The sequence below is a fragment of the Sphingomonas sanguinis genome, assembly GCF_019297835.1.
GTDB lineage: Bacteria > Pseudomonadota > Alphaproteobacteria > Sphingomonadales > Sphingomonadaceae > Sphingomonas > Sphingomonas sanguinis_D.
In genome coordinates this window covers 162,298-180,100 of sequence record NZ_CP079203.1, presented here as the reverse complement: position 1 = coordinate 180,100, position 17,803 = coordinate 162,298, and the positions used below count along the sequence as shown (strand labels likewise).

Annotated in this window: 11 protein-coding genes; 8 read left to right on the top strand and 3 right to left on the bottom strand. The window is 65.3% G+C overall.

From position 1 onward, the window contains the following. The first annotated feature begins 8 nt into the window (after positions 1–8). From KV697_RS00780 to KV697_RS00750, 7 genes are read left to right on the top strand one after another with little or no spacing between them, the layout of a single operon-like run. Positions 9–824 (top strand): rhamnogalacturonan acetylesterase, encoded by an 816-nt coding sequence (locus tag KV697_RS00780; RefSeq protein WP_257575492.1) that lies wholly within the window; start codon positions 9–11, stop codon positions 822–824. Next, positions 812–2,047 (top strand): rhamnogalacturonan acetylesterase, encoded by a 1,236-nt coding sequence (locus KV697_RS00775; RefSeq protein WP_257575491.1) that lies wholly within the window; start codon positions 812–814, stop codon positions 2,045–2,047. The genes KV697_RS00780 and KV697_RS00775 overlap by 13 nt, the downstream gene beginning before the upstream one ends. A 2-nt stretch (positions 2,048–2,049) precedes the next feature. Further along, positions 2,050–3,018: an alpha/beta hydrolase gene (locus tag KV697_RS00770; RefSeq protein ID WP_219019702.1), complete on the top strand. Its 969-nt coding sequence runs from the start codon at positions 2,050–2,052 to the stop codon at positions 3,016–3,018. After that, the gene (rhaM, locus tag KV697_RS00765; protein WP_219019701.1) at positions 3,015–3,332 is read left to right on the top strand and encodes an L-rhamnose mutarotase; all 318 of its coding nucleotides are present in this window, start codon (positions 3,015–3,017) and stop codon (positions 3,330–3,332) included. The genes KV697_RS00770 and rhaM overlap by 4 nt, the downstream gene beginning before the upstream one ends. After that, positions 3,329–6,280: a beta-galactosidase gene (locus KV697_RS00760; RefSeq protein ID WP_219019700.1), complete on the top strand. Its 2,952-nt coding sequence runs from the start codon at positions 3,329–3,331 to the stop codon at positions 6,278–6,280. Before rhaM ends, KV697_RS00760 begins: the two co-directional genes overlap by 4 nt. Before the next feature lie 19 nt (positions 6,281–6,299). Next, the gene (gene bglB, locus KV697_RS00755; RefSeq protein ID WP_219019699.1) at positions 6,300–7,412 is read left to right on the top strand and encodes a beta-galactosidase BglB; all 1,113 of its coding nucleotides are present in this window, start codon (positions 6,300–6,302) and stop codon (positions 7,410–7,412) included. After that, positions 7,412–8,914, top strand: coding sequence for an MFS transporter (locus KV697_RS00750; protein ID WP_219019698.1), 1,503 nt, complete (start codon positions 7,412–7,414; stop codon positions 8,912–8,914). The genes bglB and KV697_RS00750 overlap by 1 nt, the downstream gene beginning before the upstream one ends. Positions 8,915–8,933: 19 nt before the next feature. Here KV697_RS00750 and KV697_RS00745 read toward each other — a convergent pair whose 3' ends face one another. Then, positions 8,934–10,877, bottom strand: coding sequence for a rhamnogalacturonan lyase (locus KV697_RS00745; RefSeq protein ID WP_374011378.1), 1,944 nt, complete (start codon positions 10,875–10,877; stop codon positions 8,934–8,936). 205 nt (positions 10,878–11,082) lie between these two features. Between KV697_RS00745 and KV697_RS00740 the strand changes: the two genes are divergently transcribed. After that, entirely contained in the window at positions 11,083–14,226 is a 3,144-nt protein-coding gene (locus tag KV697_RS00740) for a TonB-dependent receptor (protein WP_257575489.1), read from the top strand. A 41-nt stretch (positions 14,227–14,267) separates the two neighbouring features. Here the strand turns inward: KV697_RS00740 and KV697_RS00735 are convergent, their stop codons facing one another. Next, a complete protein-coding gene (locus KV697_RS00735; RefSeq protein ID WP_219019697.1) occupies positions 14,268–14,936 on the bottom strand; it encodes a DUF6250 domain-containing protein in 669 nt (222 codons plus the stop codon). Next, the gene (locus tag KV697_RS00730; RefSeq protein ID WP_257575486.1) at positions 14,933–17,626 is read right to left on the bottom strand and encodes an exo-rhamnogalacturonan lyase family protein; all 2,694 of its coding nucleotides are present in this window, start codon (positions 17,624–17,626) and stop codon (positions 14,933–14,935) included. The genes KV697_RS00735 and KV697_RS00730 overlap by 4 nt, the downstream gene beginning before the upstream one ends. Positions 17,627–17,803 lie beyond the last annotated feature (177 nt).

Sequence of the window (17,803 nt, the reverse complement as noted above, 5' to 3'; positions counted from 1 at the left end):
GCGGGTGCATGGCGAAACGTCATCGGGCGGCTGTCGGACTGTTGGTCGCCGCTCTGCCGCTGCTGCTCGCAGGGGCGCCCCCTCATGCGATGCCCCCCGCCCGCATCTTCATCGCCAGCGACTCGACCGCGCAGGATTATCGGCCCGATAAATATCCGCTGTCCGGCTGGGGCTCGATGCTCCGCTGCGCCGTCGGGCCGGAGGTCACGGTCGTCAATCGCGCGATCGGCGGGCGCAGTACTAAGAGTTTCATGGCGGAGGGACGTCTGGATGCGATCGCCCGCGACCTGAAGCCGGGCGACACGCTGCTGATCCAGTTCGGCCATAACGACGCGAACCAGGCCAAGCCCGAACGCTACACACCCGTCCCCGACTATGAAGCCAATCTCAAGCGCTTCATCGCCGTCGCCCGTGCCGCCAAGGCCAGGCCGGTGCTGCTGACCCCGGTCACGCGGCGGGCGTTCAAAGACGGACATGTCGTGCCGAGCTTCCCGACCTATTCGGAGGCCGCCAAGCGCGTGGCGAAGCAGGAACATGTGCCGCTGATCGACCTGGCGGCCCTGTCGGAGCGTTGGATCGACGGCATTGGCCTGGATGGCTCGCGCATCTACTACCTCCATTATGCCAAGGGCGAAGGGTTGCCCGGCTATACCGAGGCGGTCGATGACGACACGCATTTCAGCGAACTCGGCGCGCGCCGGATCGCCGACCTGATCGCGGGCGGCCTGGCGAAGACGCATCTGCCGATCGCAAGATACATCCTCAAGGACCGGCCAGCGCTCAGCCGTACGACGCCCGCGGGCGGGCCGTCATGCGTCGGCTGATCGCGGCGGCGGCGCTGGGCATGGCGAGCATCGCATCGGCCCAGTCGCCGTCCCCGGCGCGTCACTTCATACTCGCGGCGAACGTGCAGGAGCCCGGCGCAGTCGCCGTGGCCGCCGACCATCGCTTCGACCAGGATTTCGGCTATGAGGCCGACCCGCACCTGTTCTCGGTCGCGGCGGCGCCGGGCAATTATGCCGTGACGGTGACGCTGGGCGATACGGCCCGCGCGACAGACACCACGATCAAGGCGGAGAACCGCCGCCTGATGCTCGATGCGATCCGCACGCGCCCGGGTGAGATCGTGACGCGCCGCTTCATCGTGAATGTCCGAGACCCCCAACTGGCGGCCCCTCCCGCCAATGCGCCGGGGGGCAGCGCGGTACGGCTGAAGCCGCGCGAGGTCGGTTCGTTCAACTGGGACGACCGCCTGACGCTGGAAGTACTGGGTTCCGCGCCTGGCCTGCGCACTGTCTCGATCGCGCCCGTCGAGGTGCCGACGCTGTTCCTGCTCGGCGACTCCACCGTGACCGATCAGCCCGCCGAACCGGCGGCCAGCTGGGGCCAGATGCTGCCCGTCTTCCAGGCCCCGACCATCGCGGTCGCCAACCATGCGGAATCCGGCGAGACGCTGAAATCCTTCCTGACCGAGCTGCGGCTCGACAAGGTGCTGGCGAGCGCAAAGCCCGGCGATATCGCCATGATCCAGTTCGGCCATAACGACCAGAAGGCGCAGTGGCCGCAAACCTATGCCGAGGCCGCGACAACCTATCGCGCGTACCTGCGCACCTACATCGCCGAGTTGCGGCGGCGCGGCGTGACGCCGATCCTGGTCACCTCGCCCGAGCGGCGGCAATGGACGGCGGACGGGCATATCCGGCCCACGCTGGGCGACTATCCCGCCGCCGTCCGCGCGGTGGGCGCCGAAGAGCATGTGCCGGTGATCGACCTGAACGCGGATTCGATCCGCTTCTACGAGGCGCTGGGGCAGGCTCGCGCGCCTCTCGCCTTCAACGACGGCGGGCGCGACGCAACGCATCACGACAATTACGGTGCCTGGGTGATGGCCCGCGACATCGCCGAGCGGATGCGGGGGCTGCCGTCGCTCGCGCGCTTCGTGCGGAGCGACCTGCCTCGCTTCGACCCCGGCCAGCCGCCCGCGCCGGAACGCTTTCGATTGGCGGCAAGCACGATGCAAAGCACCGAACGACCGGCGGGGAACTGATCATGACGCTCGACCGACGCACCCTGATCGCCGCCGGCCTGTCGCTCGCCGCGACGCCGCGCGTTGCCAGGGCAGCCCCCGCCGCCAGTCGCTTTCCCATCTGGCCCGCCACGCCACCGGGGATGCCGAGCCCGCCCGTGGTGGACAATTTCGTGCTGCGCTCGCCCGACGGGCCGGCTGATAACATCGCCTGGCCGCATATCGCGACGCCGATGCTGACCGTCTGCCCGGCCGCGAAACCGACCGGCGCGGCCGTGCTGCTGATCCCCGGCGGCGGCTATGCCAGGGTCGCGGTCGGGCGCGAGCCGTCGCCGGTCGCACGCTGGTTTGCCGCACAGGGCGTAACCGCCTTCGACCTGCTCTACCGCCTGCCGCATGACGGGTGGGCGGCGGGGCCGGATGCGCCGTTGCAGGATGCGCAGCGCGCGCTGCGGGTGATCCGGGCACGGGCCGGGGAATGGAGCATCGACCCGACCAACGTGGCGGCAATGGGCTTTTCGGCGGGCGGGCATCTGGCGGCACGGCTGGCGTCCCGGTCGGCGCTGAAGACCTATGATCCGGTCGACATGGCGGACAGCCAGCCGACGACACTCAAGACGGTCGGCCTGCTCTTCCCGGTCATCACGATGACCCAAGCCTTTGCCCATAGCCAGTCGAAGCGCGAACTTCTGGGGCGCAATGCCGATGCCGAAATGGCCGCCCGCTATTCCGCCGAGCTGAACCTGCCCGCCGATATGCCGCCGACCTTTCTCGGCCATGCCGCCGACGATCCGGTGGTGCCGGTCGCCAATAGCATCGCGATGTTCCAGGCGGTCCATGCGCTGCCCCGCCCCGCCGAACTTCACATCGTCGAGACCGGCGGCCACGGCCCGCGCCTGATCGGCCCGGACGGCAGGCCGCATCCGTGGCTCGCCCGCTTCGCGACCTTCGCCCACCGCCACGGCCTCAATATTCCCGGAGATGACGCATGAGCCAGCCGATCGCATTCCGCATGATGCTGAAGCCCGGTATGGCGGACGAATATCGCCGCCGTCACGACGAAATCTGGCCCGACCTCGCCGACGCGCTGCGCGAGGCGGGCATCTATGATTATTCGATCTTCCTCGACGAAGAGACCAACGCGCTGTTCGCCGTCCTGCGCCTCCACCCCGACGACAAGCGCGATGCGTTGCCCGGCAAGCCGGTCATGCAGCGCTGGTGGGATTATATGGCCGACCTGATGGAGGTGCAGCCGGGCAATCGTCCGGTCGAAGCGCCGCTGATGCCGATGTTTCACTTCGCATGAGCCTTGCCGCCGCCCTGCTGCTGGCCGGTGCCGCCGCATCGCAGGCCACTCCTGCAACGGCGTCCTCGCGCGTCACCTTCGACAGCCGGTCGCTCCTGATCGACGGCAAGCCGACCCTGATCTGGTCGAGCGAATTCCACCCCTTCCGCCTGCCCTCACCCGATCTGTGGCGCGACATCCTGCAGAAGATAAAGGCGAGCGGCTTCAACACCGTCGCCATCTATATCGACTGGGGCTTCCACAGCCCGAAGAAGGGCGTGTACGACTTCAGCGGCATCCGCGACATCGACCGGCTGTTGACCATGGCGCAGGAAGAAGGGCTCTACGTCATCACCCGTGCCGGGCCCTATGTGAATGCCGAGCTGTCGCGCGGCGGTTTTCCGGGCTGGCTGGTCAATCAGCCGAGCAAGGCGCGCACCGACGATCCCGAATATCTCGCGGCGGTCGACGAATGGCTCGACCGGATCAACCCGATCATCGCGCGTCATCAGCTAGGCCGCGGCGGCAGCGTCATTCTCCACCAGATCGAAAACGAACTTGCGCTGACCACGCCCGCGCAGTCGCGCTACATGCAGCACCTGTACGACAAGGCCCGTGCGGACGGCATCACCGTGCCGATGTTCCACAACGACCAGGGCCGTAATGGCTATTGGGTGCCCAAGAGCTCCAACGTGCCGCTCACCGTACCGGGACCACAGGAACTGTATGCGTTCGACGGCTATCCCGGCGGCGTGTGCGGCGTCGACAACAAGCCCACGAAAGGCGCCCCCGCCCCCGACTGGGGCCTGTACGGCCCAGGCGGCGCGAGAGGCGGCGCCAGCGCCTCGCCCAAAACCCCCGGTTTCATCGCCGAGTTCGGCGGCGGCTGGTTCGATTATTGGGGGTCGAACGGCATGTATCCGTGCAACGCGATCCAGCGCGGCAGCGGCTATCAGCGCGTGTTCTACGGCACCAACATCGCCAACGGCATCGCCATCCAGAGCATCTATATGGGCTATGGCGGCACCAGCTGGGGCTGGCTGCCCGCGCCGGTGGTCTATACCTCCTACGACTATGGCTCGGCGATCGACGAGGCGCGCAATTTGCGGCCCAAGGCGCTGGAGCTGAAGCAGATCGGCCAGTTCCTCGCCGCCGTGCCTGACCTCGCTCGGCTGGAGAAAGCGCCGCCGATCGCGATCACCGGTAGCGACGCGGTGCAGGTCTATCACGACCGCAATCCCGATACTGACGCCCGCCTGCTGTTCGTCGCGCCCAAACCGTCCAATGCCACCGGCGACGCGCACTTCACCATTACCGCCGAACTGCCCGATGGCCGCTACAGCTTCGCCAGCGAACTTCATGGCCGCGACGCCAAGCTGCTGGTCGCGGGGGCGAACCTCGAACGCCAGCGGTTGGTCTATTCGACCTCCGAACTCCAGACAACGATCCGCCACGGCGCGGAGGATGTCGCGCTGTTCTACGGCCGCGCAGGCGAGCCCGGCGAGACGGTGCTGCGCTACGCGAGCGCGCCCAAGGTGACGGTGATCGAGGGTCAGGTCGCGAGCGCGTTCGACGCCGCCAAGGGCGACCTGCGCCTGACCTACACCCACAACGACCTCGCCCGCGTGCGGATCGAGGGCGGCGGACGTGCACCGCTGCTGCTGCTGATCGGCGACGTGGCAGCAGGACAGAGCTTCTTCCGGCAGGACGGCCTACTGGAACGCGGCCCTGCACTCGTCCGCCGTGCGACGGTACGCGGCGAGACACTCGACCTCACCGGCGATACCGAAACGGTAGCGCCACTCGAAGTCTGGGGGCCGGTGCGCTCGGTGCACTGGAACGGACAAACGATCCCAGTCGCGCGCTCGGCGAGCGGCAGCCTGACGGCCAAACGCGCCCTGCCCGCGCCGCAAGCCCTGACCTTGCCCGACCTGACCGCCGCGACGTGGCGCTATGCCGAGGGCTCACCCGAAGCCCGGCTAGGCTTCGACGACAGCGGCTGGACCGTCGTAGGCGGCGCCCGCAACGTCGCGACCATCCGCCCGCCGACCGGCCAGCCCAATCTCGGCGCGGATTCCTACGGCTTCCACGACGGCGACGTCTGGTATCGCGGTCGTTTCACCGGCTCTGCGGATGCGCAGACCGTGACCGTCCATTACGGCGCGGGCGGTGCCGGCATGCTGCAACTCTTCCTCGACGGGAAGCTGATCGGTCAGCACGAACTGGCAGGCGGCCTGCCGCGTCCGATCACCACCGGCGTCGCCGAGTTCACCCTACCCCCCGAAGCTATATCGGGCGATCACGTCCTCGCCGCGATGGTGCGGGTCAACGGGCATAATTGGGACCTCGACGTCGACGACGCGCACAAGGAGCCGCGCGGGCTGATCTCGGTCTCCCTGGCGCGCCCGGGCGGCGACAGCTTCGCGGTGCCGATCGCATGGAAGATTCAGGGGCGTGCAGGCGGCGAAGACCTGAAGGATGTCGCGCGCGGCCCCAGCAACAATGGCGGCCTGTACGGCGAGCGCATGGGCTGGACGCTGCCCGGTTTCCCGGACAGCGCATGGACGTCGCTGAAGCTGGCAGAGGTGAAGCCCTATGCCGGCACCAGCTGGTATCGCACCGCTTTCGACCTGTCCGTCCCCAAGGGCGAGGACGCCACGATCGGCCTTCAGATCGGCGATCCCAAGACACCGCGCTCGCCGGGCCGCTACCGCGTGCTGATCTTCGTCAACGGCTGGAACATGGGCCAGTTCGTCGCCAATGTCGGGCCGCAGCGCGTCTTCCCGATCCCCAACGGCATCCTGCACCATCGCGGCCGCAACACGCTCGCCCTTGCCGTCACCAGCGACGGCGCGGCCGGCAACGTGATCGAGCCGGTTCGGCTCGTCACCCTCCATCACGCGCGCGGCGGCGGCGCGGTCACCGACGTGGCCGCCCCCGCTTACCGCGACCTCTATCCCACCCCTTGATCCTTCGGAGACGTTTCCCGTGGCAGCCCTCAATCACGACATTCCTCGCGCCGAGGTGACGGCGCAAATCGCCAAGCTGATCGACAACCTCGTCAACATCAAGGACGAGACCGGCGAGTTCCTGCTCCGCCTGGAGGATGGCCGCGTCATCGACACCAAGGGGTGGAACGACTGGGAATGGACCCACGGCATCGGCCTGTTCGGCCTGTACCGCTATTGGGAACAGACCGGCGACGAGGCCGCGTGGGACGTGATGCTGAAATGGTTCGAGGACCGCTTCGTCGCGGGCACGCCGACCAAGAACATCAACACCATGTCGCCCTTCCTGACGCTCGCCAACCTCTATGAACATACCGGCGACCAGACCTATCTGCCCTATCTCGACATCTGGGCCGAATGGCTGATGGCCGATGACGGCCTGCCCAAGACCGAGGAAGGCGGCTTCCAGCACATCGTCTTCAACGACGAGAACCCGCAGGAGATGTGGGACGACACGCTGATGATGAGCGTCCTGCCGCTGGCGCGCATCGGCCAGATCCTGGATCGCCCGCATTATATCGAGGAAGCCAAGCGCCAGTTCCTGATCCACATCAAATATCTGTTCGATCGCCGGACCGGCCTCTGGTACCATGGCTGGACCTTTGACGGGCGGCACAATTTTGCGGGTGCGCTATGGGCGCGCGGCAATTGCTGGGTCACGATCGCCATCCCCGAGATCATCGAGATGCTCGATCTGCCGCCAGGCGATGCGTTCCGCACCTTCCTGATCGATACGCTCGCGGCGCAGGTGAAGACGCTGGCCGAGCATCAGGACGAGAGTGGGTTGTGGCACACGCTGATCGTCGATCCGACCAGCTATCTGGAGGCATCCGCCACCGCCGGCTTCGCCTATGGCATCCTGAAGGCGGTGCGGAAGGGCTATCTGCCGCGCCACTATGAAGCCGTCGGGATCAAGGCGATCCGCGCCGTCCTCGCCAATATCGACGACAAGGGCGAGTTGAAGCAGGTCAGCTTCGGCACCGCGATGGGCGACACGATGCAGTTCTACAAGGACATCGCGCTGACCTCGATGCCCTATGGACAGAGCCTCGCCATCTGCGCGCTCGGCGAATTCCTGCGGACCTATATCTGATGTCCACCGCCGCCATCACCCCCGCCCGTCCGGTCCGCTGGTACAATTTCGCGGCCTATGGATCGAACGACATCCTCGGCGCTGGGTCGATGGCGGTCATCAGCACATGGGTGCTGTTCTTCTACACGACCTTTTGCGGCCTGTCGGCGGCACAGGCGACGCTGATCTTCGGCATCGCCCGCGTGCTCGACGCGGTAGCCAGCCCGACCATCGGCTATATTTCCGACCGGTTCGGCAACACCTGGGCGGGGCGCAAGTTCGGGCGGCGGCGGGCGTTCGTGCTGGCCGCCATCCCGCTGCTGCCGTCCTTTGCGATCATGTGGGTCGCGGGGCAGAGCTTCTGGTATTATCTCGTCACCTATGTCCTGTTCGAGCTGGTCTACGCGCTCGAGATCATTCCGTTCGAGACGCTGGCCGCCGAGATGGCCAGCGATTACCGGACCAAGGCCAAGTTCGCCGGTTGGCGGATCATGTGCGGGCAGATCTCGGCGATCCTTGCGGCCATCTTGCCCGGCCGTCTGATCGAGCATCTGGGCAAGGATTCGCCCGACACCTACCTCTATATGGGCATCCTGTTCTCCGTCCTGTTCATGGCCTCCGCGACGATGCTCTATCTCTTCAGCTGGGAGCGACCGCGCTCGGCCGAGACCATGGAACTGGCCCGCGAGCGGATGACGCCGCTGGCCGCGATCCGCGACCTGTATCGCAATCTGTTCTCGACCCTGCGCATCCGGGCGTTCCGACTGCATCTGGGCATGTATCTGGGTGGCTATATCAGCCAGGACATATTCAACGCGGCCTTTGCCTATTTCGTCGTCTTCGCGCTGGGCGGCACGACGCTGGCGGTGTCGAACCTGGCGGGTCTCACCTATGCGGTGCAGACGGTCGCGGTGTTGCTGGCGATCAACTTCGCGCTGCGTGCTTCCCCCGCCCGTGCCTATCGAATTGCGGTGGGTAGCTTCGCGCTGGGCGTGCTGCTGTTCCTGGGCCTCTGGTGGAGCGGACATGGTGCGAACGGCTGGATTTTCGCGCTACCGGTGGCCTTCGCCGGACTGGGCCGCGGGGCGCTCAACTACATCCCATGGGCGACCTATAATTACATGGCCGATGTCGACGAGATCGTCACCGGCCGCCGCCGCGAGGGGGCCTTTGCCGGGGTCATGACCTTCGTGCGCAAGATGTCGCAAGCCGCAGCGCTCATCATGGTCGGCCAGATCCTGCAAGCCTCGGGCTTCGTCACCGGTGCGACCAGCCAGTCGGCGCAGACCGTCCATGCGATCGTCATCGTCATGGTCGGGGGCACGCTGGCGCTGCTCGCCTTCGGCCTATGGGTGTCCCTGCGCTTCCGGCTCGATCCCGCGTCCCATGCGGTGCTGATGGACGAGATCGAGCGGCTGCGCGCGGGCGAACGCGAGCCCGCCAGCCCGCAGACACGCGAGGTGGTGGAGGACCTGTCGGGCTGGCGCTACGACCAGCTCTGGGGACGTAACCCGGTCCTTTGACCGGGTTACGTCGTCGCCCTCACTCCGCCTGATCGGACGGCTTGGTCATGCCCAGGTAGAAACCCGTATGCGGCGGCTGGTTATAGGCCGTGTTCTGCCACGCGATGCCCGCACGGTAGACCGGGTCCTGCAACAGCGTCGTGATCCGATGCGTCGTCGGCCACGGCGTGGTATAGATGTGCAACTCGCGATTGTCCGCGCTGCGCCACACCACCTCCTCGCGCCAGTCGCCGATCAGGTCGGCTTGCAGCGCTGGCGTCGCCTTGGTGCCGTTGTTCGACGCCGCACCTTCCGCGACCAGCAGCGGCTCGGCCTTGCCCGTCTTCCAGTTCCATTTGGAGATGGTCGTGCCGTCGAGCAGCTCGCGAAGCAGATCGCCGTCCCACCAGATAGCGAAATTGGTCTGCCTGGGATGCGGCCCGATGGCCTTGCCGTGCACGTCGTAAAGGTCGGGCTGGTTCGCGCCCCACATCTCCTCGCCGACATGACGCGGGTCGATATCGGCGCTAAGGCCGCGGCCCGTGTCCGTCTTGGCGGCCTTGGTCCACAGAATTTCGCCGGTCCGCGCGTCGAGCAGCGCCGAGCCGATCCCGCCATTATGCGCGATCTGTTCGTGCACGCCGAATTTCTCCAGTCCGGGCCGGGTCGGGTCGAGGTCGCCGACATGCATCGCATCGCCGTGATAGAGCGGCTGCGTCCATAGCCCCTTGCCATCGGCGCTGACCGCCATCGAGCCATAGATCACCTCGTCACGCCCATCGCCGTTCACATCGGCAATGCTCAACTGGTGATTGCCGCGATCGGCATAGTCCTGATTGCCCGGCTGGTCGGTGTCGAACAGCCAGCGCTCGGTCAGCTTGCCGTTCCGATAGTCCCAGGCGGCGATCGCGGTGCGGGCATAATAGCCCCGCCCGAAGATCATGCTCGGGTGCCGCCCGTCGAGATAGGCAACCCCGGCCAGGAACCGGTCGACCCGGTTGCCATAGGCATCGCCCCACAGCTTCGCCATCTGCGCAAAGCCGGGATCGTGGCGCGGCCCGCGCGGCGGATCATAGGGCGCGGTCGCCAGCGCGCGGCCCGTCAGCCCGTCGAATACCGTCAGATATTCCGGCCCGGTCAGGATACGCCCAGCGAGCTTGGCGACCATCCGCCCATCGGCGGTGACATGCGCCCCGGTCCTGTCGCCCTGCGGCACCTCGCCGCCATGTTCGCGCCAGTCGGCCTTCGCGTCACCGATCACCTGCCCCGTACCATCGATCGTGCCGTCGGCAGTCTTCATCGCCACCTCGGCGCGACCGTCCCCGTCGAAATCCTGCACCAGGAACTGGGTGTAATGCGCACCAGCGCGAATATTGATGCCCAGATTGATCCGCCACAGTCTCTTGCCGGCCAACGTATAGCCGTCGAGATAGACCGGCCCCGTATAGCCTGCCTGGCTGTTGTCATGGCTGTTGGTGGGGTCCCATTTCAGCACTAGATCCGGCTGCCCGTCACCATCCAGATCGCCCATCCCCACATCATTGGCGGTATAGCTATAGGCTTCGCCATCGGGGGTGACTCCACCCGGCGGCGGATCGAGCGGGATGGTCAGATAGCCCTTCGCCCAGACCGGCGCGTCGGGGGTGAGTGAGCCAGCAGCACCAGGTGCGATCATGCGCACCGCATAGCGACTGGCCGACGTGCCTGCCGTGTCCCTGAAATTGGTCGAATCGATGATGGGATGCGCCGTGATCTTTCGACCATCTCGATAGACGTCAAAGCCTATCCCCTTCACATCGGCCGCCAGCGACCGCCAGCTGATCAGGACGCCGCCACCCATGGCCGGAACCGCGACGACGCCCCGATCCAGCCTTTCGACCTGCCGGTTCTCATCGGGGGGCATCGCCATCAGGGGAAGCGCAGCAGCGATCGCAACCCATGACGCGATACCGCCGCGCAGCGCCTGTCCCATCCTCTTCCTCATCCGTCATCCTCCTAAAACGCTGTCTTTCCGGTCGCTTGCCACGCCATTTCGACCATGGACTCAAGGATAGCGACACCGAAGAAAATTCCAATCTATATGATTGCATTCCACATTGTGGTCATATACAAGTCTTTTATACGGTAAGGGGGCCCCAGAACCGTCAGCCGAGACACATCGGCGGCACCGGGGCGAGAGGGAGGACACCATGAACGGTTTCGTCGCCATCAGCGGATCGCATCAGGTCCATGGTCGGCCATTCCTGCGCGGCATGTTGCGGACATCGGCCTGGGGCGTCCTGGCCGCCGGGCTGGCGCTGGGCACTCCGGCCTTTGCGCAGAATGCCCAAGCAAACGGGCAGAGCGACAATAGCGGAACGAGCAGCCAGTCGTCCGACTCGCTGGGCGGCGCGAGCGCCGGCGACATCATCGTCGTCGGTACGCGCGCCTCGCTGCAATCCGCCATCGCACGCAAGCGCAATGCGGGGACCGTGGTCGACTCGATCGTCGCCGACGATATCGCCAGCTTCCCCGACAAGAATATCGGCGACAGCCTGGCCCGCGTCACCGGCGTGCAGCTCAGCCGCGAATTCGGCGAAGGCAATCAGATTTCGATCCGTGGTGTCGAGCCCGATCTCAACCGTGTCGAAATCAACGGCGTCGGCCAGTCCTCGGCGCTGGGAGCCCGCGCGGGCGACTTCCGCGAATTCGCCTCCGAACTCGTCAAGTCGATCGACGTCTACAAGGGCTATCAGGCCAAGCTGACCGAAGGCGGCTTGGGCGGCACCGTCCTGATCGAGACGCGCAAGCCGTTGGAGCTGAAAAAGGGGGTGGCGACGGTCAATCTGTCCGGCCAGCATCTGGAAACGACCAAGGATTGGCGCCCCCGTGCGACGCTGCTGGTGGGTACGCCCCATTTCCTCATCGACGGTCTCGGCGTCCTGGCCAATATCACCTACAGCGACGTGACCACGCGACAGGATTATGCCAGCAACACGAACTGGAGCCGCATCGCCGACTTCGACCGTTCGAACGAAAAGACGGTCGCCGATCCGAACTATTCCGCGTTCAACAGCTTTGCCAGCTGCGCTGGCGTCGGCGCGACGGCCAACCAGAGCGCGGCGACGCGTCGTACCGCCTGCGAAAGCCAGTTCTACGATTGGGCTCCGACCGTACCGCGCTATCGCAACCTCGTGCGTCGCGACAAGCGCCTGTCCGGCGACATCACGGCGCAGTATGAATTCGCGCACAACTTTCGCGCTTATGCCGAAGTGCAATGGAACAACCGCGACCAACGACTCCAGGATGTAAACTATTCGCTCGATATGGGCCGCATCCAGCGTTACCAATTGGCGGCGCCGAACACGGCGGTCATTCAGAACGGCACATCGACCGTCGATGCCAATCATGTCGTCACCAGCTATACGACGGCACTCAACTCGGTGAACATCGGCACCGCGGCCGTACCGAATTATAACGGCTCGTCCAACATTTTGGGAGTTCAGCGCCGCGACTTTCAGTACAACCAGAAGTCGCGTTACTACATCACCGGTTTCGAATGGATCGTCGATCGCCTGCGCTTGAAGGGGCTCGCCTCGCGCAGTGAGTCGCGCACGATCGGCAACACCAACCTGATTTCGCTCAGCACCGGCATCGCCGGCATGCAGGTCGATCGCAACAACGACCTAGGCGTGCCAGTCTTTATCTATCCCAGCAACGTCAACCCTGCCGATCCGAGCATCTATACCGACTACACGCGGACCGGAAACGTCATGCCCGCAGGCCCGACCGTCCAGTATCGTCCGAGCGATCAGGGCAATAGCGAGAACCAGCTGAAACTGGACGGGACCTACGACACCGATCTGGGGCCGCTGCGGAGCATCGATTTCGGCGGCCAGTTCCGCTGGGCGGACTATTACACCTATCAGGGCGGCGGCTCCCGCTTGCTGACGCCCGCGTCGGGTTCGACGCCCGCCGTTTATCAGACGAGCGCGAACGTGTCGTACAACACCCAGATCGTCGATGCGGCGACAGTGCCGCAGCGCTCGATCGGCAACACCTATTTCCTGACGCGCAACGAATATGCGAACCTCATCAGCGCGCTGGGTACGACGACCGGTGGCGCGCCGATGTTCACGGGCATTCAAGGCATTCCGTCCTCCATCCCGACCCGCCTGGCCTTTGCCAATTTCGATCCGAAGACCCTTGGGCAATTCTATGACCTGTCGGGCTTCAACCAGTCACTCGTGCGCCAGGCCAACGGCTTGCCGCAAATCCCGCAGGTGAAGATCAATGAGACGATCGCGGCGGGCTACGTCCAGGGCAATTTCGAACAGCAAGTGTTCGGCATGCGCCTGACCGGCAATGCCGGTGTCCGCTATATCTTTACCAAGGATGTCGGAACCGGGACCAATATCCGTCGCCAGACACGCCTGAACGCGGCAGGTCGGACCGAAACCGTGGTGCTCGGTGCGCAGCAGCTGTCGCTCGACAATAATTATGTCGACATCCTGCCCACCTTCAACCTTCAGCTGGCGATCACGCCCAACCTCGTTCTGCAGGGCAACTGGGCCAAGAACATGGCTCGGCCCAAGCCGACCAATCTCGTCCCCAACATCAACTGCCTCGACGATCTGACCATCGCCGCCGCGGACAGTGTCTGTTCCGCTGGCAACCCGGCGCTGCAACCTTACCGCGCCGATCAGTGGGAGGTGAACCTTGCCTGGTATCCCAACAAGGACACGCTGGTCAGCCTGGGCTATTACAAGAAGTATGAGAACAGCTTCGTCATCGAAAACATCGTACGCTCGGGCGTCGACCTGTTCCAGGACGGCGTAACCTATACCGTGCGACAGCCGGTAAACGGTTTTGGCGCACTGCTCGACGGGATCGAGGCGAGCGCGCAGACCGCTTTCACCTTCCTGCCCGCTCCGTTCGACGGATTGGGTGCTAGCGCGAACATGACCTATGCCCGTGCACTGCGCACCAATCTGACCAATGTCGCAACCGGTCAGCCGCTGAGCGATTATCCCGGCTTGTCGAAGTGGACGTGGAACGCCAGCATCTTCTACGACAAGGGATGGTTGAATGCCCGCCTGGCCTATAACTTCCGATCAGACTGGTTGCAGACGGTGGCCGATGCGAACAACGGCAACTTGCCCATCTATCGCAAGGGCGAAGGCTATCTCGACGCCAAGGTGACGTTCCGCTTCCCGCAATGGCATTACAGCCTGTTCATGGAAATGCAGAACATCAACAAGGAATTTGGCCGTACCTATATCAAGAATATCGGAACGTCCGAAGTCTTCTACCCGGGCCAGCGTTTCTTTGCTGGGCTCAGCCTGAAATTCTAAGATGGGAATGGCCGGATCAACGACGATCCGGCCATCCTTCGTTATCGGGGCAGCGGGGTGATCCGCATATGTCGCACCCGCAAATGGCTCCGCGTCGTGCGCAGGCCGAACCAGCCCTGGCGGTAGGGTGCAGCGTCCTGCATCGTGAACAACCGCCGCCCATCGCGCTCGACCGCGATATCGTTTCCGTTCGCGATCAGCCGGATATGCATCCAGCGATTGGGCACCAGCATCGCCGTCCTGTCGCCAAGATCATGTTCGGGCAGCAAAGGCCGGTCCCCTGCCCGTCCGACATAGCGGCGCATACGGGTGGTCGTGTTTCGGTTGCCGCCGATCCCGACATAATAGGTTTCCAGCCCATCATAGCTGGCAAAACGCCCATCGCGCGGGCGCGCCAGAACCGAGCCGCCGGATACCGCCGGGTCACGCGCCATCCAGAAGGCATTGACGTCACTGACCGCGTCATGTGGCCCACCGGCCTGCACCGCCATCACCTCATAGTCGATCGCCACCGGTCCGGTCAGCGCGCGGGCGTACCATAGGGTCACACCGTCCACGGCATCGATATCGAGGATGCCGTTTCGAGCGGAAATCCGTGCCCCCGGCTCCGCCTCGATCCGCCAGCGGGAAAGGTCGTTGCCCCGGAATCCATCCGCCTGCAAAGCCACGGGTGCCGCCACCGCGGCCAGTGCGAACAGGGGATGGATCACACGCTCCCCTCCAGCAAGGGTGCCAGCAGCACCAGATTGGCGGTCGCCGCCAGCCCCCATTGCGCGGCATCGTTTGTCGAGACATCGGCCAGTTCATCGACGGGCTTCAACACCGCAGGCGGCAGGATTTTCGTTACGCCCCGCCGCTGGTCGCGTCCAGCTCGGTCGCCCACGCCGGTGAACTCGGCCCAGGCGCGACGGGCGAGGACCGGATCGTGCCGCTGGACGGCAGCATAGGCGGTGTAGCGCGAATGCGCCTGGGTCAGCCCCCGCCCCTTGCCCGGCTCGCCCGTCTTTGCGCGGAACGCCGCCTCGGGCGCATTGTAGAAGGCGCAATAGTCGAGCCAGGCTTCGCGATAGGCGGGCACATCGACCAGTTCGAGTAGCTCAGCCATGGTCTCGAACACCCCGAACACGCCGTTCAGATGGCTCATGCTCACATGGTCTCCGCCGCCGATAAAGCGCCCGGACGCGAGGTCGAAGGGCGCCCCGCCCGCGAACCATTGTTTGGGCAAGGCGGCCAGCGACTGCATCCCCGCCACGATCCGGTCGCGCCAGCGTGTGTCGCGGGTGCGCTCCCACTCGGTCATCCATGCGGCGACCAGCGGCCCCCAAACCGTGCCGAACTGGACGAAGACCTGCCCCGGCGGCAACGGCTTGTCCGCGACGACCGCGCCCGTTCCGCCGGGCGGCGCGGCACCGCCCACGCGCGCCTCGACCTTGCGACCGATCTCGACATGGCGCAGCGTCTGGTCGCAATCGACCAATGCGTGCATCAGGTCGCCGCAACGCTCGTCGGCGGATATGTAATAGAAGATGCGCTTGAACGCGGCATTGGAGATGCGCGGCTGTTTCGAGCTGTCCCCCCAATGCTGCACGCCGTGGCGCGTGCCAAATCCCTTGAAACGGCCCAGGTGATAGACGTCGACCTCGCTCGTATGCCGGGTCATCGCCTCCGCCATGCGGAACACGTCCGCACGGCCGGTGCGCAGATAGGCGTACCAGAGCCAGAGATCGGTCGACAGTTCGCTATTGTCCCAGGCGAAGCCGCCAATGTCGTAGCGCCAGACATGGCGGTCGTCGTCATAGCTGTGCATGACGTCGCCGTAATTCCAGAACCCGTACCAGCGTCGCTGATCGACCTGCCCGATGTAGAAATCCAGCTCACGCGCCGCCCGCGCCTCGACCATACCACGCAGATCCGGCCCGACGGGACCCGCCCGGTCCCAGATGCCGAAGACTCCGGCGGCATGGATGGCGGCATTGGTGGGCACTATGCGCGGGGGTGTGGCGACCTGGGCCGCCATCTGGACCAGCCGTTCGCGCGACGGCGTGGCGGGCAGCGCCCAGAGCCGGAACTCGGTCGTCCGGGCGATCCCGGTCGCCTCCCCCCAACCCGGCTCATAATCCTCATAGGTGATGTCGAGGCCGAGATTCTGATGGGCATAGTCGGCCATACCCATCGTGTCGTGATAGAAGCGCAGGTCCATCGCCGGGGCGTCGGGCGCATGATACCACAGGCAGAAGCGCGCCGTGTCGCCCGTCGCACCCGTCACGTCCAGCCCGACCGGACAGCGCTGCCAGAAATCGTGCATGGCAAAGGCGACTCCGCCCCCCGCTCCACCGATATAGCCGAGGCCAGCCGCCCGTGCGCCTCCATCCACATCGATCCAGCCATGCCCCGATCCGGTCCGCTTGATGATCGCAAAGCCGTCGGCATTAGGCTGGCGCAGGCGGAAATCGCCCCAGGCTGGAATATAATCAAGCTTGTCGCGCACGGCGGGCGCCATGGTCGCGACGGGCGGAACGGCCCGCCCCTCGGTCTGCGCCTGCCGAAACGCCTTGCCCGGATCGCGCCGCAGCCCGGTCAGCGGCCGGACCGCCTCCGCCCATAGCCCCCCGTCCTGTCCGGCGAAGCGGACATGCCGATCGACCAATGCATCGCGCATCGGCACATCGCCTTGCAGGCCCAGCCCCCGGACGAACCGGCGTGCGGGATCGCCGTCGAAGATCAGGCTGTGGACGATCCGCACCGATGCCGCCCCGGCATGAAAATAAAGGCGTAGAGAAAAAGGCAGCCATTGCTCGCCTTCACCCTGATGCCGTCCCTCAAGGCGGATCACGGCACGGATCGGCCCGCTCTGTTCGGCCACCGCGCGCTCGATCTGCCCTGCATAGCGGAGCAACCGCGCCGGGTCCTCGCCGTCATCCTCCGACCGGTCGAGCGCCGTAGCGGTCAACGCGACGTTGCGCATCACGACGGTCCCGCCCGTCGTCGCCTGACGAATGATCGCCGAGCCCTGCCGCCCGACCGTCCAAATGGTGTCGCCGACGATGACGGTCAGCGCATCGGGCGTTTCGCTGACCTGCACCATGCTCGCCGATCCGCGCCCCCGCCCGGCTTCGACACGCAGTCCTTCAGCCCGCGCCGCATCGGCTGGCACCGCGTGGCCGGTCCATTTGATCGACCCGTCCGGCCACCATGCTAGGGGCCAACTCTGGAGCGCCTCCCCCGCTGCCAGCCGATAGTCACGCGCCATATGCGTACCGCGCGGCCAGGGCTGCCCCCAGGTTACACCTTCATGATGCTCCGGCGGTGCGCTGTCGAGCCAGGTCGCGCTCCCGATCAGTCCTGTCGTTTCGCGCACCGCCTTCGCGAGTGGTGCTGCGGCCGCGTTCCGCACAGGCATGACTAAAGCGGCCGAACTCGACATCAGGAATGCCCTGCGGCTCCAACCTATCATCGCCACACCTCCGCATTATGGAATGATTATTCAAAATATGAGAATTATTCCGGAGCGTCAAAGCGATACTTAAGGTTCAGCATCATGGCGTAATCCCAACGGGTCAGATGGCGCGGGCATACT

What these genes read in the sequence shown, in the direction of transcription:
- KV697_RS00745 (WP_374011378.1), bottom strand. Translation starts at nt 10,877, where the DNA reads ATGAGGAAGAGGATGGGACAGGCGCTGCGCGGCGGTATCGCGTCATGG.
- KV697_RS00760 (WP_219019700.1), top strand. Translation starts at nt 3,329, where the DNA reads ATGAGCCTTGCCGCCGCCCTGCTGCTGGCCGGTGCCGCCGCATCGCAG.
- KV697_RS00770 (WP_219019702.1), top strand. Translation starts at nt 2,050, where the DNA reads ATGACGCTCGACCGACGCACCCTGATCGCCGCCGGCCTGTCGCTCGCC.
- KV697_RS00780 (WP_257575492.1), top strand. Translation starts at nt 9, where the DNA reads ATGGCGAAACGTCATCGGGCGGCTGTCGGACTGTTGGTCGCCGCTCTG.
- rhaM (WP_219019701.1), top strand. Translation starts at nt 3,015, where the DNA reads ATGAGCCAGCCGATCGCATTCCGCATGATGCTGAAGCCCGGTATGGCG.
- KV697_RS00730 (WP_257575486.1), bottom strand. Translation starts at nt 17,626, where the DNA reads ATGCCTGTGCGGAACGCGGCCGCAGCACCACTCGCGAAGGCGGTGCGC.
- KV697_RS00740 (WP_257575489.1), top strand. Translation starts at nt 11,083, where the DNA reads ATGAACGGTTTCGTCGCCATCAGCGGATCGCATCAGGTCCATGGTCGG.
- KV697_RS00775 (WP_257575491.1), top strand. Translation starts at nt 812, where the DNA reads ATGCGTCGGCTGATCGCGGCGGCGGCGCTGGGCATGGCGAGCATCGCA.
- KV697_RS00750 (WP_219019698.1), top strand. Translation starts at nt 7,412, where the DNA reads ATGTCCACCGCCGCCATCACCCCCGCCCGTCCGGTCCGCTGGTACAAT.